This window comes from Streptomyces sp. HUAS TT7 (assembly GCF_051550175.1).
Lineage (GTDB): Bacteria > Actinomycetota > Actinomycetes > Streptomycetales > Streptomycetaceae > Streptomyces.
Genome location: NZ_CP196175.1, coordinates 3466770 through 3486637 on the forward strand (window position 1 = coordinate 3466770; position 19868 = coordinate 3486637).

Sequence of the window (19868 nt, forward strand, 5' to 3'; positions counted from 1 at the left end):
TCAGACCCCTTGCCCGGGCTCGACCTTGGCGCCCGCGCCCATCTCCTTGGTGAGCCAGCGGAAGACGTCCGGGACCTGGGTCTTCCACACCGCGCTCGCGTGGCCGCCGCCGTTGAGCTTGACCACGGTCACCGCGGTGGGCGCCTTGGCGGCCTTCTTCAGGGCGAGCCCGTCGTTGTAGCCGTCGGTCTGCTCACCGGAGACGAACAGCGAGATCCGCGGCAGCGTCTTGGCGTTCTTGAGGATCCACAGCGGGTTGGTCTCCTCGCGCAGCTTGGGGTCCTTCGCCGTGATGGAGTCCTTCTCGGCGGCCGGGTCGTTGTAGCCGGACAGGTCGACTCCGGCCCGGTAGCGGTCGGGGTGCTCGATGGCGAGCTTGGCCGCGCAGTGGGCGCCCGCCGAGTACCCGGCGACGGCCCAGCCCTCCGCGCGGGTGTCGGCCCGGAAGTTGTCGGTGACCATCTTGCGGACGTCCACGCTCAGCCAGGTATCCGCGTTCACGACCCCCGGCACGTTCGCGCAGCCGGTGTCCTTGCCGTCCAGGAGGGTGGTGCGCGGCGAGACCAGGATGAAGGGCGCGACCTCGCCCTTCTCCATCATCGGCGTGAGCTGCTCCTGCGTCTTGAGCGTGCCGAACCAGGCGCCTATCGACCCCGGGTAGCCGGGCAGCAGCTCGACCACGGGGAAGGTCTTGTCCTTGTACGCCGGGTCGTTGTACTGCGGCGGCAGCCACACCGCCACATCGCCCTCGACCCCGGAGACCTGCCCCTTGAGCGTGGTCTTCATGACGCCCTTGCCGACCTTGTTCGTGTACGGCTCGAACTTCTGCTTCACCTTGGGCTCGTTGGCCGCGTTCCTGCCGCCGGTGCCGTCGGGGCCGAGGTCGGGGGCGGCGTTCACATGGTTGCCGCCGCCGAGCAGGTCGTCCCAGGTGTCGTACAGGCCGTTGGCGTTGTTGACGAAGAGGAAGACCACGAGGATCGCGGTGACCTGGGCGAAGCCCAGCATGAGGAGCCGCGAGACCCAGCGCACGAAGGCCGGCCCACCGATTCTGGTCCACAGGACGAGCGGCAGCAGCAGCGCTGCCACCGCCGCGAGGATCGCGATCACGAGGAAGGGGGTTCCGGTCAGGCTCATCACGCCCCCCTAGAGGGGTGGCCGCGAACACCAGTTGCCCGATTTACCAGCGTTTTACCAAAGGGTGACGCCCCGTGCCCCTTACTTCTCACCCCGTACGCCACCGGCGCCCGTGGCCTGCACGACCGCCGCGTCGCCACTCCCGCCGACAGGCCGCGGGCCACCCTTGGCGTCCTGCACGTCCTTCGCGTTCTGCACGCCGCTGACCTGGCCGGACAGCCAGCGGAACACCTCCGGCAGGAGCGGCTTCCACACCACGTTCAGATGACCGCCGCCGGTCTTCTGCACCCACACCTTGGTGGGCGCCTTCGCGGCCGCGCGCAGCGCGAGCCCGTCCTCGTAGCCGTCGTGGGGCTGGCCGGTGAGGAAGAGCGAGGTCTTCGGCGGGTGTTTGGCGTGGGTCAGTATCCACAGCGGGTCGGTCTCGCGCCGCAGCGCCGGGTTGCCCGCCGTGATCGAGTCGGACTCGGCGGCCGGGTCGTTGTAGCCGGACAGCGAGACGCCCGCGCGGTAGCGGTCGGGGTGCTCGATCGCGAGCTTCGCCGAGCAGTGGGCGCCGGCCGATATCCCGGCGACGGCCCAGCCGTCCGCACCCGTCTCGGCCCGGAAGTTGTCGGTGACCATCTTGCGGACGTCCACGCTGAGCCAGGTGTCCGCGTTCACGACGCCCGGCACGTTGGCGCAGCCGGTGTCCTGCCCGGCGAGCAGCGAGGTGCGCGGCGCGACCAGGATGAACGGCTTGACCTCGCCATCGTCCATCAGCGGCCGCAGCTGCCCGGTGACGTCGAGGTTGGTGAACCAGTCCTTGGCCGAGCCGGGGTAGCCGGGCAGCATCTCGACCACTGGGAAGTCCTTGGCCTTGTACGCCGGGTCGTCGTACTGCGGCGGCAGCCACACGTACACCTCGCCGTCCGCCCCCGAGACCCGGCCGGTCAGATGCGTGACCTGGACACCGGTGCCCAGACTGGAGTCGTCGACCGGGGCGAAGGCCTGCTTGACGCGCGGCTCCTTGGCGATGCTGCGCCCGCCGGTGCCGTCGACGCCGAGGTCGGGGGCCGCGCCGACGTGGCTGTCGGTGCCGAGCAGGTCCCCCCAAGTGTCGTAGAGGCCGTTCGCGTTGTTGACGGCGACGAACACCACGACGACCGCCGAGGCCTGGGCGATGAGCACCATGAACAGCCGCACGGCCCCGCGCACCACGACCGGCCCGCCGACCTTGTGCCAGACAAGCAGCGGCACCAGAACGGCGAGCGCGGTCACCACGATCGCGGTGACGAAGAAGGGGGTTCCGGTCAGGCTCATCACGTCCGGCAAGAGTGACATGAGCGCGCCCGGGTTGCCGGTTTTGCCATGGTTTTACGAAGATGAAATCGTCGGTCACCCCCGTACGGCGACCGTTACGGGGGCTCAGACCAGCCGGCGTGCCGTGGCCCAGCGGGTCAGCTCGTGGCGGTTGGACAGCTGGAGCTTGCGCAGCACCGCCGAGACGTGCGACTCGACCGTCTTGACGGAGATGAACAGCTGCTTGGCGATCTCCTTGTAGGCATAGCCCCGGGCGATCAGGCGCAGCACCTCGCGCTCGCGCTGGGTGAGCCGGTCCATGTCCTCGTCGACCGGCGGCGCGTCCGTGGAGGCGAACGCGTCCAGGACGAAGCCCGCCAGGCGCGGCGAGAACACCGCGTCGCCGTCCTGCACCCGGAAGATCGAGTCGACCAGGTCGGTGCCGGTGATGGTCTTGGTGACGTAGCCGCGGGCACCCCCGCGGATCACGCCGATCACGTCCTCCGCCGCGTCCGAGACGGACAGCGCGAGGAAGCGGACCGGGTTCTCGGCGGCCGCCATCATGGCCGCCGAGCGGCGCAGCACCTCGACGCCGCCGCCCCCGGGCAGGTGCACGTCGAGCAGCACGACCTCGGGGCGGGTCGCGGTGATCACCGTGATCGCCTGGTCGACGTCGGCGGCCTCGCCGACCACCTCGACGCCCGTGCTCTCGGTCTGGCCGATCTCCGCCTGGACTCCGGTGCGGAACATCCGGTGGTCGTCGACGAGGACCACCCTGACGTGGCGGCCTGTCGTTTCCTCGGTCATCCCTCTGCCCTCTCCATTTCCAGCTCGACCTCCGTGCCCCCGCCGGGCACCGAACGCAGCCTGGCCGTACCGCCGTTGCGCTGCATCCGGCCGATGATTGATTCTCGTACGCCCATCCGGTCGGCGGGCACCGCGTCGGGATCGAATCCGGGGCCCCGGTCCCGTACGGAGACGAAGACTCTGCGGCCCTCGACCTCCGCGTACACCTGGACGGCGCCGCCCTCGCCACCGTACTTGGCCGCGTTCACCATCGCCTCGCGTGCGGCCTGCATCTGTGCGGTCAGGCCGTCGTCCAGCGGGCAGTCGCCCACGACGACCACTTCAAGGGGGACGCCGTGCTTGTCCTCGACCTCGGCCGCCGCCTTCTTGACGGCCTCGGCGAGCGTCGCGGGTTCCTCTTCCTTCTCCTTGCCGGTGCCCTCCGGCTTGTACAGCCAGGCGCGCAGCTCGCGCTCCTGCGCGCGGGCCAGGCGCCGCACCTCGCCGACGTTCTCCGCGTTGCGCTGGATCAGGGTCAGGGTGTGCAGCACCGAGTCGTGCACGTGGGCGGCGACCTCGGCGCGCTCCTGGGCCCGGATGCGCATCAGGCGCTCCTCGGACAGGTCCTGCGTCATGCGCACCAGGTAGGGCCCGGCGAGCAGGGCGATGCCGGCGAGCACCGCTATCGCCGCGGTCAGTACGTTGCCGAGCTGCGCGGCCGAGCCGTTGACGACGACGAAGCCGGTGAGCCCGGTGCCGACCAGGGCGACCCCGGCAAGCCCCCGGGCCACCGGGAGCCACCGGCTGCGGCGGGCGCCCTCGGTCCAGCGGGCCCGGCGCGTGTTGTCGGCCTGCCGCCACACCAGGATGACGCCGACGCCGATGAGGATGCTGGGGAAGATGTACGGGTTGGCCCAGCCGCCCACGTCCACCTTGGACGCGAAGATCGCGGCGCCGAAGACCAGCGCGATCAGCGCGACGACCTGGCCCTTGTCGGGCTTGCGCAGCCTTCGCCGGCCGTCCGGGCTGACCTCGAACGCGGAGCGCGGCTCGGCCGTCGTACCGCCGAGGCCCAGCGGCACCACGAACCAGAACACCGCGTAGAGCAGCGCGCCCAGGCCGTTGATCGAAAGCAGCCCCAGGAACGCCACCCGCACCCACACCACCGGGAGCCCGAGGTGCCCGGCGAGCCCGCGCGCGACGCCGCCGAGCATCCGCCCCTCGGCGGAGCGGTACAGCTTGCGGACCGGCGCTTCGTCGGCCTCGGGCGGCGACAGGCGGGGGGTGGCGACTGGCATGCCACGATCGTCACACGGCCACGGGCCCCCGGGCATCAGGGTTGGCCCCCAGGCTTCCCTGAGGACAGCCCCCTCGCACGGGGGAGGCCACCTCCCCCGTCAGGGGCGCTGCTCCTTTCCCTTCGGGGACGAAATCAGGGTGAGGCCAGGGTCGGGGCGGGTGCCGTGGGCCGCACGGGCCCGTCACCATGTACGTATGAGCACGCCGACCGAGACGCCCCTCGCGCCGCCCGATCCGGCCCCCGAGGCCCCGCAGCTGCGCCGCAGCAGCCGCAACAAGGTCATCGGCGGAGTCTGCGGCGGCCTCGGCCGGTACTGCGACCTCGACCCGGTGATCTTCCGGATCGCGCTCGGTGTGCTGTCCGTGACCGGCGGTCTCGGGCTTGTCTTCTACGGGTTCGCCTGGCTGATCGTGCCCATGGAGGGCGAGGACGAGAACGAGGCCCGCCGCCTGCTCACCGGCCGCGTCGAGGGCGCGGCGCTGGTGGCCGTGCTCATGGCCCTGGCGGGCTGCGGGATCTTCCTCACGATGCTGAAGAACGGCTCGGTGATGACGTTCGCCGTGCTGCTCGCGCTGCTCCTCGCGGGCGCGGCCGTCTGGTCGCAGCGCCGCTCCACCACTCCTGCGGACAGCCCGCTCGACCCGGTCGCGGCCCAGGCCGTCGCGGACGCGCCGCCCGAGACGAAGGCGCCGCCCGCGCCGTCCCCGCCGTCCTGGTGGCGGGACCCGATCGTCAAGGACGGCACCACCGGGCCGGTCCCGGGCGGCTATCTGTGGGGCCCGGCGGACGCGGACGCGCCGCCCGTCTCCAAGGCCACCCGCAAGGCCGCGAAGGCGGCGGTACGCGAGAGCCGGGGGCCGCGTTCCATCGGCGGGCTGATCTTCCTCACCGCGCTGCTGGCCTTCGGCGCCGGGTTCGGCGGTGCCTGGGACCACCAGCCGCTCGGCACCGGCCTGCAGATCGGTTTCGCGGCGGCGCTCGCGGTGTTCGCGCTCGGCCTGATGCTGAGCTCGTTCCTGGGCCGTACGGGGTTCGGCACGGTGTTCCTCGCGGTGCTCACGGCGGCTCTGCTCGCCGGGTCCGCGGCGCTGCCCAAGTCGATCGACTCGCACTGGGCCCGGACGGACTGGACGCCCGCCGCGATCAGCGACGTACGGCCGGGCTATCACCTCGGCACCGGCGTCGGCACCCTCGACCTGAGCCGGATCGCCGTGCCGCCCGGGCAGACCGTGACGACCGGCGCGGAGGTCGGCGCGGGCAAGGCGAAGGTCGTCGTACCGAAGGACGTGACAGTGAAGGTGACCTTCGACATGGGCCTCGGCGACATCCGGCTGCCCGGCGAGAAGCCGGACGACATCCACGTCACACCGGGTGAGAAGCGGACCGCGACCCTGGCTCCGCCCGCCGGGGCCAAGCCGGCCGGGACGCTCGAACTCCATCTCAAGGTCGGCGTCGGCCAGGTGGAGGTGGACCGTGCTGCGTCATGAGTTCCGCCCCGGCCGGCTCGTCGCCGGGCTCGCGCTCGCCGCGACCGCCGTCCTGTTCGCGGGGGACGCGGCCGGGCAGTGGAACACCCCCTCGCCGGTGGCGATCCCGCTGGTCTGCGGGGGCCTCGGGATCGCCTCGCTCGTGAGCTGGATCGACTACGGGGTGCGCAAGCGGCGCCGGTTGGCGAGGAGCGCGTCGGCGGAAAGGAACGGCGTCCCGGCCAGTACGAGCGGCAGCCAGGCCATCAAGTAGGCCAGGTCGTTGCCGTAGTAGTACGGGTTGGTCTGCCAGCTCACCGTGAGCCACAGGGAGAGCGAGATCAGCGCGCCGCCCAGTGCGGCGAGCCGCCCGAACAGGCCGAGCAGCGTGCCGATGCCGACGGCCAGCTCGCCGAACGCGATGGCGTACCCGAACCCCGCGGGGCTCTTCAGGGCGAGGTCCACGAGGGCGGGGATCGCGGAGCTGTCCCGCACGCCGTGCATCAGCTCGCCGATGGAGCCGGTGCCGGTCGCGTGGAAGAACGCGCTGTCCGTGAGCTTGTCGAGGCCGGCGTAGACGAAGGTCACGCCGAGGAAGATCCTCAGCGGCAGCAGTGCGTACCTGCGGGCCTGGTCGGCCCGGGTCCCTACCCCGGTCGCATGTCCATGTGCCATGGCTGATCCCGCCTCCATCCCATTCGCCTGTCACCAGACGATACGGACGAGGGGAACGGGTGTCTCATTCCCACCCCGGGTGGGGTCAGCCCCCTGGGGCTCCGCCCCGGACTCCCGGGGCGGGCCTCTACTCGGCCACCTCCACGTGTACGCCGTTCGTCTCCACCCCCGCCGCCGTCACCACCCGGACCTCCACCCGCCCCGCCTCCACGTCCACCGGCACCGGCACGGTCAGCACCCCGTCCGTCGGGTTCGCGAAGCCGCCCGGGACCGGGATCAGGGGGACGTGCACGTGGACCGCCCCGATGCGGACCACCATCCGGGCGAGCCGGTCCGGCGTGCCCGCGCCCGGCGGGACGAACCCCGCCCCGCGGATCTCGATGTCGTCCCCGGTACGGATCGGCGCGTCCAGGTCGCCCGCCTCCCGGGCCCGTACGACGGAAAGGACCACCGGACGGCCCCCCTCCGCGTACTTCCCCGCGACGTACGTCATCGCGGAGATCAGCACCAGGACCGCCAACCCCCAGGGAACATCCGGGAGTTGGTCCGGACGGCGGGCCAGACGCACGGCCGCGAACAGCACCCCGACCAGCGTCACCACCACGTACTGCGCGTCCGCGAAACTGCCCCGTCCCGCGTCGTCGGCGAGGAGGTCGGCCCCGCGCGGCCGGTCGGCGCGCACCTTCTGCAGCCGCTGCCCGTGGATGCGTACCGTCACGACCCGGCGGACCACCACCGCGATCAACGACACACAGAACACGATCGTCAACAGGCCGCCGCAGCGGGCCAGTTCGAGACCGTGTAAGACCTTCTCGCGCCCGGCCGAGCCGGAGGTCGCGGCCAGGCGCAGCGCGAGGAACAAGGCGGCGAAGGCCGCGAACAGGATCCAGGCCGCCGCGACCGCCCGCGAGGTGGAGAGGCGGTTGTCCTCGCCGAGCACGGGCGCGAGGAGGCCGCCGCGCGACCGGTGGAGGTACGCCGCCGCCGTCAGCAGGACCGCCGCCGCCAGGGCGGAGAGGAGTCCGACGGTGCGGGCCGCCGTCCAGCCCGCACCGACGGCCGTGGCGGTCTCGGCGAGGGAGAGGGCGAACACGCCGCCCCACACCGTCGCCAGCGTGCCGCGCCACACCCGTTCCGGCCAGGTCCGGCCCGCCTCCCGGCCGCGTTCGGCGACCAGCCGCGCGGACTGGGTGAGCTCGTCCGAGACCCACTGGCGGGACGCCCCGGCGGAGTGGGCCAGGGCGGCCGGCAGCCCCTCGCCCGCGGCGAGCCCGTCCCGCTTGGCGAGGAACGCCGCCACCGCGCGCCGGTGTCCGTCCCGCGCGCCGTGCGCGCAGTCACCCCCGCATTGCCGAGCCTCCTGCACTGCCACCGGGAACTCCGTCCGTGCGCCAAACCCCTTGAACCGTAAGCGAATTGTCGCGCACCAGAACCGCCCGGCGGTCGGCACCGCCCGGCCGGGCGGGTGATTGACGCACGATCAAATTGACGTACTACGACAGGAGTTCGGGCTCCGCCCGGCTTATCTGCCGCCACAGCGGCTGGTAGTTGATCCACGCCACGAGATCACTGCCGAGCTGGTCCCGGGTCGCCACCGCGTCCCGCCGGCCGATGAGTACGGGCTTGCCGGCCGCCCGCGCCGCGAGCTGCACCCGCGCGCACCGCTCCATCGAGATGAACCACCAGGCCGCCGCGTCCACCGAGTCCCCGACCGTGAGCAGCCCGTGGTTGCGCAGGACGACCGCCTTGTACGAAGCGAGCGCCGCCGCGATCCGCCGGCCCTCCTCGGTGTCCACGACCACCCCGGTATAGGCGTCGTACACGGCGTGATCCTCGAAGAACGCGCAGGCCTCCTGCGTGTACGGCTCGACGAACTCGCCCAGGGCCGCGAGCGCCCGCCCGTAGGTCGAATGCGTGTGGACGACGGCGACCGCGTCGGGGCGGGCCCGGTGCACCTCGGCGTGCACGGTGAACGCGGCCTGATTGACGTGGTGACTCCCCTGCACGACCTGCCCGTCCCCGTTGGCCAGGACCAGCTCGCCCGCGGTGACATGCGCGAACGGCACCCCGAACGGGTTCACCCAGTAGCAGTCCGCCAACTCCGGGTCCCGCGCGGTGACATGGCCCGACACGCCCTCCTCGTACCCGAACCGGGCGAAGAGTCTCAGCGCGCCCGCGAGCCGCTCCTTGCGGTGCTGCCGCTCCTCGGCGGGGCTTTCGTGCACGGGCGGCAGATCGAACCGCAGCTGGTCCACCGGTATCGGCTGGGGCATCTCAGTCATGGCCGGAAGCTACCTCGCGTTACCGCAGGTGAACAGAGTCGTGCGGTCCCCGGCGACAAAGGCGACGGCGCCGCCCCGGGTGCGGGACGGCGCCGTCGGTACGGCTGTGGGGACTACTCCCACTCGATCGTGCCCGGGGGCTTGCTCGTCACGTCGAGGACGACGCGGTTCACGTCGGCGACCTCGTTGGTGATGCGGGTGGAGATCTTCGCGAGCACGTCGTACGGCATCCGCGTCCAGTCCGCTGTCATGGCGTCCTCGGAGGAGACCGGGCGCAGCACGATCGGGTGGCCGTAGGTGCGGCCGTCGCCCTGGACGCCCACCGAGCGCACGTCGGCGAGCAGCACGACCGGGCACTGCCAGATCTCGCGGTCGAGGCCGGCCGCGGTCAGCTCCTCGCGGGCGATCGCGTCGGCCTCGCGCAGCAGGTCGAGGCGGTCCTTGGTGACCTCGCCGACGATGCGGATGCCGAGGCCGGGGCCGGGGAACGGCTGGCGCTGGACGATCTCGTCCGGCAGGCCGAGCTCCTGGCCGACCATGCGGACCTCGTCCTTGAACAGCTTGCGCAGCGGCTCGACGAGCTCGAACTCGATGTCGTCGGGCAGGCCGCCCACGTTGTGGTGCGACTTGATGTTCGCGGTGCCGGTGCCGCCGCCGGACTCCACGACGTCCGGGTACAGCGTGCCCTGGACGAGGAAGGCGACCTCGGGGCCGTCCTCCTGGAGGATCTCCAGCTGCGCCTGCTCGAAGACGCGGATGAACTCGCGGCCGATGATCTTCCGCTTGGTCTCCGGGTCGGAGACCCCGGCGAGCGCGGTGAGGAACCGCTCCTGCGCGTCGACGACCTTCAGCTGGACGCCGGTGGCGGCCACGAAGTCCTTCTCGACCTGCTCGGTCTCGCCCTTGCGCATCAGGCCGTGGTCGACGTACACGCAGGTCAGCTGGGAGCCGATGGCCTTCTGCACGAGGGCCGCGGCGACCGCGGAGTCCACGCCGCCGGACAGGCCGCAGATCGCGCGCTTGGTGCCGACCTGCTCGCGGATGAGGGCGACCTGCTCCTCGACGACGTTGTGCGTCGTCCAGGTCGGCTCGATGCCCGCGCCGCGGTAGAGGAAGTGCTCCAGGATCTGCTGGCCGTGCGTGGAGTGCAGCACCTCGGGGTGGTACTGGACGCCGTACAGCTTCTTCTCGTCGTTCTCGAAGGCGGCGACCGGGACGACGTCGGTGGAGGCCGTCACCGTGAAGCCCTCGGGGGCGGCCGAGCAGGCGTCGCCGTGCGACATCCACACCGACTGCTCGGCCGGGGTGCCCTCGAAGAGGGTGGAGCCGAGCTTGGAGACGGTCAGCGGGGTGCGGCCGTACTCGCGGGCGCCGTTGTCGTCGACCGTGCCGCCGAGCGTCGTCGCCATCAGCTGGAAGCCGTAGCACATGCCGAAGACCGGCACCCCGGCCTCGAAGATCTCGCGGTCCAGGCGCGGGGCCCCCTCGGCGTACACGGAGGACGGGCCACCGGAGAGGATGATCGCCTTCGGGTTCTTGGCCAGCATCTCGGCCACGGGCATGCTGCTCGGGACGATCTCGCTGTAGACCCGGGCCTCGCGGACGCGGCGGGCGATGAGCTGGGCGTACTGCGCGCCGAAGTCGACAACCAGGACGACGTCCGGGTTGCTGTCGGGCGCGGCTGCGGAGGGTGCTGCTGGCACGGGTGGCGGCCTTCCGGCGGTGGGAGGGGGTCGGTATTTGTCGATTCTACCGGGGCGGGCGGTGGCCGGTTCGTCTCACCATCCGAACCTGGATTGGCCCGCTTCCCGGGCGTCGGTCCATACTGTGCCCATGCGCAAGCACCAGACCTTCGTCTTTACCTATGGCATCCGGCCCGCCGGACGCCATGGTCGTGCTGCTTGAGCAACTGACGAGCGAACTTCCACAGAGCGCCCCGGGCCGACAAGGCCCGGGGCGCTCTGTCGGTTTCCGGTCCTTGCCGGTCCTGGGGCGCCGCACCGAATTCCGAGGAGCCCCCGTGAACATGTCCGTCACCGAGAAGACCGGCGCCCGCACCGACGAGGCCGCGGCCGTGATCACCGGCGCGCGCGAGCGCATCGACGCGCTGGACGACCACATCATCGGCCTCGTCCAGGAACGCATGGCCGTCTCGGCCGTCATCCAGGAGTCCCGCATCGCCTCCGGCGGCCGCCGGGTCAGTCTGAACCGCGAGATGGAGGTCCTGGCCCGCTTCCGCGACGCCCTGGGCAAGCCCGGTACCGCGCTCGCGATGACGATGCTGGAGCTGTGCCGGGGCCGTATCTGAGTTCGGTCGCTCCTCACCCGTACGGCACCGTGACCGTCCCCGGCCCGGCTTCGTTGGTGGGGTGTCCGTGCCAGCCAGGGGCGGGCCCGAAAAAACCACGCGTGGCTCCGCTGGGGCGTGTGACGCACCTGCAAGTGCGTCGTGGGACCTCGCCCCGGTGTGCGTGACCGGACGGCAGGGGACAGCAGCCCGGTCACCCCATAGGGGCGGTCGGTTCCGGGGACGCCCGGGGCCGACCGCATCCGGTCGAAACGGTTGCGCCGGGCGCAGCCCATCCAGCACGATGCAAAGACAAGTCCCGCACTCCGCACCCCTGTTGCCATTGGTCGACACCACTCGCGCGCCCCGCACGCGCCGGGTCGGCCACCCTGGCGCACCCGGACCAGCGGCGCACCCCCCGGCGCCGCCCCGCGGCACCGACGCTGCCCTGACGTCGGTGCTGACGGCCCAGGGCCCCGTCGGCCACCCGTACGAGTCAGCGGTACGGGGTGGCTGCGGGGCCCTTCGTCTGGTCAGCGGATTCAGCGGGTGAGGATGTAGCAGGTCGCGGCGTGCTGCGAGTCCCGCTTCCAGTCACCCTCGCTGGGCCAGGTGTACCAGAACGCCCCCTCGTCGACGCCTTCGCCGGTCCAGGCGGAAGGCGCGTCGTGGAAGGCCGTCTTGCACTCCGTGTCCGCCTGTTTCTTCGCTGCCGCGCTGCCGGGGTAGCCGCTGCCCTGGAGCTCGGGACGGGCGAGGATTCGGCCGTCGTGCGGGTGCCCGCACTCGGCCTTGACCACGAGGCTCGTGTCGGTCAGCCCCGTACCGAAGTCGACGCAGGCCCCGGCCTTGCTCCCCCGGAGCTGGACGACGGCGTCAGCCGCGGGGAGGACCTTGTCCGCGGCCGGTACGGCGCCGGGCGCCGAAGACCCGTAGCCGTCGAGCGTCAGCTTGATACGCGCGCTCTGCACCTGGGCGAGCTCGCTCTGATCCCCCTTGGCGACGGCCGCCGACGCGTCGGTCTCGACGGAGGTGATCCGGCCGTCCCGGTCCACGGTCATGGTGAGGGGGTAACGCGCCGTATTGCCGGCCTCGGCCAGCCCACCGTCGTGAACGATGCCCCTCAGGAGCTGAGTGACGGACCGTCCGACCAGGGCGGTCCGGTAGCGGCGGCCACCGTCCGGCAGCGCCTCCTCCTTGACCTCGGCGGTCGCCGCGAGGATTTCGAGCAGCGTGCCGTTGAGCGGCACCTGGGTGCCACGCCAGTCGTTGGCAGCCAGGGCCGCGTATCCGTACGGGTCCCCGGTCAGCGGGGTGGTTCCGGTGTAGCGCAGCCAGTAATCCGCCGTAGCCGAGCGGTAGTTGACGTTCTGGCGGTCGACGACCAGGCGGGCCACCCTGTCGTTCCGCTTGCGGTGGGCGTCCACCGTCCCCAGCGCCTTCGCCGCCCCCTCCGGGAACCCCTCCCCCACGTTCCAGCCCAGCGAGCCGTCCGCGCGGCCGCCCTCGAAGTCCAGCTTGCCGGTCGTCTTCAGGACCGCGTCGGCGCCCTTCGCCGAGAAGGTGACGGTCTGGGTGAACGTCGCGTTCTTCGCCGCCTTGGTCTGGCCCAGCGCCGCGTACGGGCGGGCGTCCAGGGGCTTGGAGAAGACCGGGTGGGCGGGCGAGGCGCTGGGTGCCGCCGGTTTCGCGGCCGGGGCGGACGGGCCGCAGGCGGTCAGGAGCAGCGCCCCCAGCGCCACCGCGGCACCGGCCGGCGCGGTACGGGTTCTCATGTCAACTCTCCATGTCTGCAAGGGAGTTCGGGAGAAGCAGCAGGACCTACGTGCGGCTGACCAGGCCGCAGCCCTCCGGGCGGTCCGGCGCCAGCTCCCTGCTGCGGTCGTACGGGTCGACGGGAGAGCCGCTCGGAGAGGGACCCGAAGGGGTCTCGTCGGCGAAGTCGGGGTGGAGATAGCCGTCGTTGCTGTCGCAGGCCGAGTTGGCGATGTCCACGTCGTACTTGACGATCCAGAGCTTTCCGGCGGTGGACCGCATGACGGACGGGTCGGAGACCTGGACGTCGAGGATCCGGCGCACGATCGTGCGGGCCACCTCCGTCGAGCCCGGCGCCGTCTTCACCAGCGGGTAGACGAAGGTGTAGTCGGCGTGCACGACGACCCCGCTCGTGGCGTCCTTGCCGACCGTCGTCCGGCCACGGGTCTTGACCACGTCCCCGACGAGCTTGACCTTCTTGGGGTCGAACCGGCTGAAGAAGTTCAGCGGGTCATGGTCCTTGTCCGGCTTGGCCAGGTCGGTGGTGAAGCGTGCGAGGACGTCCTTCTGCAGCGGGTCGATGAGCGCGAGGGCGGCCTCGGGGCGGCCGCCGCGCAGGGTCGCCGGGTTCAGGTTCGCGTCGATCAGGAGGTCGCGGGTGCGGGTCAGGGCCGCGGCCACCTGCTCCTTGGAGAGCCCGCCCAGGGCGGTGGCCTCGGGCAGCTCGATGCCAGCGGCGCCGTCCGCGTACTGCACCGCGGGCGAGCCGCGGAACGGCTCCTTCAGGGTGGGGCGGTCCGGGTCGGAGAAGGAGGGGGCGGCGGTGGGCGCGGCGGTCTCCGGCGGAAGCTGGGCCGTCGCCGAGTCGCCGGAGCTGTCGTCGCCGGTGATCAGGGACAGCGCGCGGGACGGGTTCAGTGCGACAAGGAGGACGCCGACGGCGGCGAAGATGCCGAGCACGCCCCACATGCGGCGCCTGCGCCCGGCGCGCCCGTTCATCTCCTGCCAGGCGGGGCCGGTGCGCCAGCCCTCCGGCTCGGCGGGGCGCTTCTTGCCCTTGCGGCCGCGGGCCCGGCTCTCGGCGGCCTCCTGCTCCCTGCGCAGCCGCTCGGTCACCATCCGGGCCCGCGCCGAGGGCTCCTTGGGCGCGGACTTCCTGATGTCCTGCTCGGTGTCGCGGACGAACTGCTCCCAGATCTCGTCCGGCATCCCGTCCGGCAGCGAGTCGTCGCCGGACGACCCCTTCGAGCTCGGCGGCTTCTCGCTCACTTCTGGTGGCCCCTCTTGGCATGTCCTGCGCAGCACGCACCGCGGCACGCGCCGCAGCAGCGGTTCGACATGCGGAGCCGCGCGAAGGTTGCCGCCAGAGAGCGGTGGCGTGGATCACATAAGGATTTCGTGAAGGCAGGACAACCATTCACAGGAGTCACAGGTCATGCATGCGGAACCAACAGCCTCGCCCGCGTTCTGTGCACGCCGGCGGGGCTCCACCAGGTCTCCGCATACGTAAGAGGCGCTGCACTCGGAGGGGGGTGCAGCGCCTCTTGCCGTGTGGGACCGGCGGCGTTACCCGTCCGCCTTCGGCGGCACGGCCGGCATTCCCAGGAACGGCAGCTTCAGGGCCCCGAACGCCTCCGCCGGGACCGCCGGGGACTTCGGCTCGACCGGGGCAAGGCGGACATAGGCGGCGCCCTGCGCGGGGCGCGGGTCCTCCTCGCCCTTGTTCGGCCAGAGCGACATCGCGCGCTCGGCCTGTGCGGTGATCGTCAGGGACGGGTTCACGCCGAGGTTCGCCGAGACGGCCGCCCCGTCGACGACCGAGATGCCGGGGTGCCCGTACAGCCGGTGGTACGGGTCGATCACTCCGGTCTCGGCCGAGTCGCCGATCGGGCAGCCGCCCAGGAAGTGCGCGGTGAGCGGGGTGCCCATGAGCTCGCCGACGTTCGAACCGGCGAAGCCGTTGATCTCCGCGGCGATCGCCGTCGCCCCCTCGGTGGCCGCCCTGATCTGCTTGGGGTTGGGCGCGCCGTGGCCCTGCTCGGCGGTCAGCAGGCCCTTGCCGACGCCGTCCGGCTTGAGATGGGTGGTGAGCGAATTGTCGAGTGACTGCATGACCAGGCCGATGATCGTTCGCTCGGACCAGCGGTGGTTGCTGATCGAACGCGCGAGGAGCAGGGGGTGCTTGGCCGCGTTGCCGAGCCAGTTGCGCACCCGGTTGACCCCGTACGGCACCTGGAGGATCGACATGCTGCCCATCGCGTTCGAGCCCCTGCCGTAGCGGACCGGCTCGATGTGGGTGTTCTCGTCCGGGTGGATCGAGGAGGTGATGGCGACGCCCCGGGTGAAGTCGACCCTGGGCGCGCCGTGCCGCCTGCGGTAGCGGCGGCTGGTGGTCTGCGCGCCGACGAGCGCCTCGGAGTTGGTCCGGGTCAGCTCGCCCAACTTCTTTGAGATGTACGGGAGTTGACCGCCAGCCTTCATCCGGTGCAGCAGGGTCTGGGTGCCGTAGGTACCGGCCGCGATGACGACACGACGGGCGGTGAAGAGCCGGCCCGCGGAGTTCTTGCGGTCGGTGGGCAGGGTGGCGACGGCGTGGCCGCCGCGCGAGTCGCCGGTCACCGAGACGACGGTCGTCATGGGGTGGACGACCGCGCCCGCCTTCTCCGCGAGGTAGAGGTAGTTCTCGTTGAGGGTGTTCTTCGCGCCGTGCCGGCAGCCCGTCATGCACTCGCCGCACTCGGTGCACGCCTTGCGCGACGGACCGGCCCCGCCGAAGTACGGGTCGTCAACCACCATGCCGGGCTTGGCCTTTGACGCACCGTCGGCGTCCCGGCCGTCGCCGAAGAAGACGCCGACGGGCGCCATATGGAAGGTGTCGCCGACCCCCATGCGCTGGGCGGCGGCCTTGAGGTGGACGTCGGAGGGCGTCATCGTCGGGTTGAGCCGCACCCCGAGCATGCGCCGCGCCTGGTCGTAGTACGGCGCCAGCTCGTCCTGCCAGTCGGTGATGTCCTTCCACTGCGGGTCGTCGAAGAACTGCTTCGGCGGCACATAGAGGGTGTTGGCGTAGTTGAGGGAGCCCCCGCCGACGCCGGCGCCGCCGAGCACCATCACGTTGCCGAGCAGGTGGATGCGCTGGATGCCGTACAGGCCGAGCTTCGGCGCCCACAGGTAGTTCTTGATGTCCCAGGAGTTCTTGGGGAGCGTGGCCGGGGTGAAGCGGCGGCCCGCCTCCAGAACGCCGACCCTGTACCCCTTCTCGGTGAGCCGCAGCGCCGTCACCGAGCCGCCGAAGCCCGAGCCGATCACGACGACGTCATAGTCGTAGCCGTGGCCGTCCCCGCTGTCCTCGTCCGGTTTCCGGGCTGGGGGTACCTGGGACATGGCTCTCCTCGTGCACAGGGGCGGACTGGTTTCCGGTGGGAGCTAGCGCAGGCGCAGGGCCTTCATCGCCTTCAGGCTGCGGCTCATGAAGGCCGCGTACTTCTCGTCGTCCATGCCGAAGGACGGGGCAAGGGGGAGGATGCGCTGCTGGGCGATGGTCTGGGCCTCGGTGTACTTGAGGATGCCCTCGGAGCCGTGCCGGCGGCCGAGGCCGGAGTCCTTCATGCCGCCCATCGGCGACTGGACGCTGCCGTACGCGGGCGCGTACCCCTCGTTGATGTTGACCGTGCCGGTGCTCAGCCTGGCCGCCACCTCGTGGCCGCGGCGCGAATCCTTCGTCCACACCGAGGAGTTGAGGCCGTACGGCGTGCCGTTGGCCTGCTCGACGACCTCGTCCTCGTCCTTGAAGCGGTAGATCGAGACGACCGGGCCGAAGGTCTCCTCGGTGCACACCGCCATGGGGGCCTCGACGCCGTCGAGGATGGTGGGCTCGTAGAAGAGCGGGCCGATGTCGGGGCGGGCGACGCCGCCCGCGACGAGCTTGGCGCCCTTGGCGACGGCCTCCTCCACGTGCCGGGTGACGGTCTCCAGCTGGCGCTCGCCGACCAGCGAGCCCATGTCCGCTCCGTACGCGAGTGATCGACCGAGCCGCATCGCCTTCGTACGTGCGGCGAATCGCTCGACGAAGGCGTCGGCGATCGATTCGTGAACGTACAGTCGCTCGATCGAAATGCAGAGTTGTCCTGCGGAGGAGAAGCAGGCGCGGACCGCGCCCGCGGCGGCCTTCTCCACGTCGGCGTCGTGGAGTACGAGCATGGCGTTCTTGCCGCCCAACTCCAGCGATACGCCGACCAGTCGGGCCGCGGCGCCCTGGGCGACCTCGCGGCCGGTACGGGTCGAGCCGGTGAAGGAGACGTAGTCGGCGTGCTTGACGACCTCGGGGCCGACGACCGGCCCGTCCCCGAGGACGACCTGGAAGACCTCGGCCGGAAGGCCCGCCTCGATCAGCAGGTCGCGCGCCCACAGGGCGGTCAGCGCGGTCTCGGTGTCGGGCTTCATGACGACGGCGTTGCCGGCGACGAACGCGGGCAGCGCGTCGCCCACCGACAGTTCGAGCGGGTAGTTCCAGGGCGCGATCTGCCCGACGACCCCGCGCGGCTGGCGCAGCTCGGTGACCTTGGTCAGGGTGGGCACAACTCCCGTGTGCCGCTTGGGCTTCAGATAGGCCGGGGCCTTTCGCCCGTAGTGCCGGGCGGCGACGGCGACGGCCTGCACCTCTTCGTGCGCGTGCAGGCGCGCCTTGCCGGTCTCCAGCTGGATCAGGTCGAGCACCTCGGCCTGGCGGGCGAGCACCAGGTCGTGGAAGCGGAGCAGCACGGCGGCGCGGGCACGGACCGGCGTCGCGGCCCAGGCGCGCTGCGCCGCGCGGGCGCGCACGAAGGCCTCGGCGACGTCCTCGGGCGTGGACTCGGGCAGGTCGGCCAGCTTCTCGCCGGTGAACGGGGTGTGGTTGGCGGTCCGTCCGGAGCCGGCCACACCCCGGGTGAGCTGGGCGACCAGCTGGCCCGTGACCACATCGGCGGCGGTGCGCGCGCCTGCCGGGGCCGGGGCGACCGGGTTGGTCCCGGCGGGCTTGAGGGTGGTCGTGGGCGAGGCCTGCGAGTCCGTCATGGGGCGAGCGTATGCCCGCCGGAGCACTTTCGGTACCCGTCGGTAACGGGTTTTCGGACCCCCGGTAACCCCGCCAGCGATCACTGGCTGCATAAGTGCTGATCAGCGACTTACGGCTACCAGGGGCCGAAGAAGTTACAGGTCGTGGATCTTCAGACCGTCCGCGACCCGAGTGAACAGCTCCTCGCCGTCCTTGGCCGCCTTGCCCGCGGCCGGCATGGACACCCGCAGCCGCCAGTAGGCGGTGCCCTTCCCGGGCACGAGCAGCTCGTGGTAGCGGTAGCGGGTCGGGTTGGGGTCGGAGGAGGCCGAGTTCGGGGTGTAGTCGGTGACGATGTCGTACGCCTGCTTGCCCTGGTGCTTGACGGTGGTGGTGGTCACCTTGCCGTCCCTGAACTCGATGCCGTTCCTGCCACCCTTCTCGTAGTACGTCTTCCACGCCCCGGGGTCGCCGGGCAGCGTGTTGTGGGTCTTGTCGGTGGCCGGGTCGAGCCGGTCGGCGTAGATCTGGAAGACGGCGCTCGGGTCCTTGTAGGAGACGTTGTCGCCGTCGGTGCCCTGGGTGCGCGCGTAGTCGTCGGGGACGGTGACGTCCGCGTGCAGCACCTCGTTCTCGGGCCGGACCTGCCAGCCCGCGGGCAGGCCGCCGCCGCCGAACGGGTCCGCCAGGAGCAGCACGAGCGCCGCGGCAACCGCCAACACACCGCCGCCGAGACCGAGTTGGGCCTTGCGGCTGCCGACGAGCACCGGCGGCACCCAGCGGCTCCCGCCGGTGGATCCCCCGTCGCCCGCGTACAGCCGGGTCGCCGCGAGCGGAGCCGGGGCCGGGTTTGCGGCCGGTTCCAGCGTCGCGCGGACCTCGGCGGCGCTGGGCCGGGCCGCCGGGTCCTTGCGCAGGAGCTGCATGACGAGGGTGCCGAACGCGCCGGAGCCGCGGGCGGGCATCTGCGGTTCGGCGGAGAGCACGGCCTGGAGGGTGGCGGGGGTGTTGCTGCGCCGGTACGGCGACATGCCCTCGACCGCCGCGTACAGCACGACGCCGAGCGACCAGAGGTCGGACTCGGGGCCGGGGCGCTGGCCGAGGACCCGTTCCGGGGCGATGAATTCGGGCGAGCCGACGAACGCGCCGGTCTCGGTCAGGCCCTGCTCGCCCTCGACCTGGGCTATGCCGAAGTCGGTGAGCACGACCCGGTCGCCGCGCCCGAGCAGCACGTTGTCCGGCTTCACGTCCCGGTGCAGGACGCCCGCCTCGTGGGCCGCCGACAGGGCGCCGAGCACGGCCAGGCCGATCCTGGCGGCCTCGCGGATGTCGAGGGTGCCTTCCTGGAGCCGGTCGGCGAGCGACTGGCCGCGCACCAGCTCCATGACGATCCAGGGCTTGCCGTCCTCCATGACGACGTCGTGCACGGTGACCACCGAGGGGTGGTCGATGCGGGCGGCGGCGCGGGCCTCGCGCTGCATGCGCAGGTATACGTTGGCTCGTTCCCGCTCCCCCAAGTGGTCGGGCACGCGGGGTTCCTTGACCGCGACGTCCCGGTCGACAACCTCGTCGCGGGCCCGCCAGACCGTGCCCATGCCGCCGTGCCCGAGCCGCCCCACCAGCCGGTAGCGGCCGCCGAGCAGCCGGCCCGTGCCGTCGCCGGTGCCGTCGGCCCGTTGCTGCTGCGTCGGCGCGTACGGCTTCGGTTCGTACGGCGTCTGCTGCGGCACCGGAGCGGGCTCCGGGGGCCGCAGGCCGTAGCTGGTGGGCTCGTTCGCCCGTCCCCCATCGTTCGTCATGTTCACATCCTGACGAACGGCCGTGCGGGGTGCCACATCGGGCCAAGTGCGGATGCACACCCGTG

16 protein-coding genes are annotated in these 19868 nt (G+C 71.7%); 3 read left to right on the forward strand and 13 right to left on the reverse strand.

Translation table 11 applies throughout. The features are described from left to right. The 4 genes from ACSHXC_RS15435 to ACSHXC_RS15450 all read right to left on the reverse strand — a co-directional run bounded on the left by ACSHXC_RS15435 (nt 1) and on the right by ACSHXC_RS15450 (nt 4502). The gene (locus ACSHXC_RS15435) at nt 1–1137 is read right to left on the reverse strand and encodes an alpha/beta hydrolase (protein ID WP_438292177.1); all 1137 of its coding nucleotides are present in this window, start codon (nt 1135–1137) and stop codon (nt 1–3) included. An 81-nt stretch (nt 1138–1218) separates the two neighbouring features. Beyond that, entirely contained in the window at nt 1219–2460 is a 1242-nt protein-coding gene (locus ACSHXC_RS15440; protein WP_438292178.1) for an alpha/beta hydrolase, read from the reverse strand. An 84-nt stretch (nt 2461–2544) separates the two neighbouring features. Next, entirely contained in the window at nt 2545–3225 is a 681-nt protein-coding gene (locus ACSHXC_RS15445) for a LuxR C-terminal-related transcriptional regulator (protein WP_053728328.1), read from the reverse strand. Continuing rightward, nucleotides 3222–4502 carry a PspC domain-containing protein gene (locus ACSHXC_RS15450; protein WP_438292180.1) on the reverse strand — a complete coding sequence of 427 codons (1281 nt, stop codon included), beginning with the start codon at nt 4500–4502 and terminating at the stop codon, nt 3222–3224. Before ACSHXC_RS15450 ends, ACSHXC_RS15445 begins: the two co-directional genes overlap by 4 nt. 196 nt (nt 4503–4698) lie before the next feature. Here ACSHXC_RS15450 and ACSHXC_RS15455 point away from each other — a divergent pair, with 196 nt between their 5' ends. Continuing rightward, nucleotides 4699–5991, forward strand: a complete 1293-nt coding sequence (locus tag ACSHXC_RS15455; protein ID WP_438292181.1) for a PspC domain-containing protein — start codon at nt 4699–4701, stop codon at nt 5989–5991. After that, nucleotides 5978–6244: a hypothetical protein gene (locus ACSHXC_RS15460; protein WP_438292183.1), complete on the forward strand. Its 267-nt coding sequence runs from the start codon at nt 5978–5980 to the stop codon at nt 6242–6244. Before ACSHXC_RS15455 ends, ACSHXC_RS15460 begins: the two co-directional genes overlap by 14 nt. Here ACSHXC_RS15460 and ACSHXC_RS15465 read toward each other — a convergent pair. The 4 genes from ACSHXC_RS15465 to guaA all read right to left on the reverse strand — a co-directional run bounded on the left by ACSHXC_RS15465 (nt 6148) and on the right by guaA (nt 10630). Then, nucleotides 6148–6645, reverse strand: coding sequence for a DoxX family protein (locus ACSHXC_RS15465; protein ID WP_438292184.1), 498 nt, complete (start codon nt 6643–6645; stop codon nt 6148–6150). The two genes, ACSHXC_RS15460 and ACSHXC_RS15465, sit on opposite strands and share 97 nt — an antisense overlap. A 127-nt stretch (nt 6646–6772) precedes the next feature. Beyond that, entirely contained in the window at nt 6773–8017 is a 1245-nt protein-coding gene (locus ACSHXC_RS15470; protein WP_438292186.1) for a hypothetical protein, read from the reverse strand. A gap of 121 nt (nt 8018–8138) precedes the next feature. Then, entirely contained in the window at nt 8139–8927 is a 789-nt protein-coding gene (locus ACSHXC_RS15475) for a class II aldolase/adducin family protein (protein WP_438292188.1), read from the reverse strand. Nucleotides 8928–9040: 113 nt separating this feature from the next. Continuing rightward, the gene (guaA, locus tag ACSHXC_RS15480; protein WP_053730344.1) at nt 9041–10630 is read right to left on the reverse strand and encodes a glutamine-hydrolyzing GMP synthase; all 1590 of its coding nucleotides are present in this window, start codon (nt 10628–10630) and stop codon (nt 9041–9043) included. A 323-nt stretch (nt 10631–10953) separates the two neighbouring features. Between guaA and ACSHXC_RS15485 the strand changes: the two genes are divergently transcribed. After that, nucleotides 10954–11235: a chorismate mutase gene (locus ACSHXC_RS15485; RefSeq protein WP_344375438.1), complete on the forward strand. Its 282-nt coding sequence runs from the start codon at nt 10954–10956 to the stop codon at nt 11233–11235. A 521-nt stretch (nt 11236–11756) separates the two neighbouring features. On the opposite strand, the gene ACSHXC_RS15490 is transcribed toward ACSHXC_RS15485, so the two are convergent. The 5 genes from ACSHXC_RS15490 to ACSHXC_RS15510 all read right to left on the reverse strand — a co-directional run bounded on the left by ACSHXC_RS15490 (nt 11757) and on the right by ACSHXC_RS15510 (nt 19803). Further along, nucleotides 11757–12989 (reverse strand): hypothetical protein, encoded by a 1233-nt coding sequence (locus ACSHXC_RS15490; RefSeq protein WP_438292190.1) that lies wholly within the window; start codon nt 12987–12989, stop codon nt 11757–11759. Nucleotides 12990–13035: 46 nt separating this feature from the next. Beyond that, nucleotides 13036–14238 carry a hypothetical protein gene (locus tag ACSHXC_RS15495; RefSeq protein ID WP_438292191.1) on the reverse strand — a complete coding sequence of 401 codons (1203 nt, stop codon included), beginning with the start codon at nt 14236–14238 and terminating at the stop codon, nt 13036–13038. 297 nt (nt 14239–14535) lie between these two features. Then, on the reverse strand, nt 14536–16353 hold the full coding sequence (locus tag ACSHXC_RS15500; protein ID WP_438292192.1) for a GMC oxidoreductase: 1818 nt from the start codon (nt 16351–16353) through the stop codon (nt 14536–14538). Between the two features lie 42 nt (nt 16354–16395). Further along, nucleotides 16396–18024, reverse strand: coding sequence for a succinic semialdehyde dehydrogenase (locus ACSHXC_RS15505; RefSeq protein WP_438292194.1), 1629 nt, complete (start codon nt 18022–18024; stop codon nt 16396–16398). 135 nt (nt 18025–18159) lie between these two features. Then, nucleotides 18160–19803: a serine/threonine-protein kinase gene (locus ACSHXC_RS15510; RefSeq protein WP_438292196.1), complete on the reverse strand. Its 1644-nt coding sequence runs from the start codon at nt 19801–19803 to the stop codon at nt 18160–18162. Nucleotides 19804–19868: the final 65 nt, after the last annotated feature.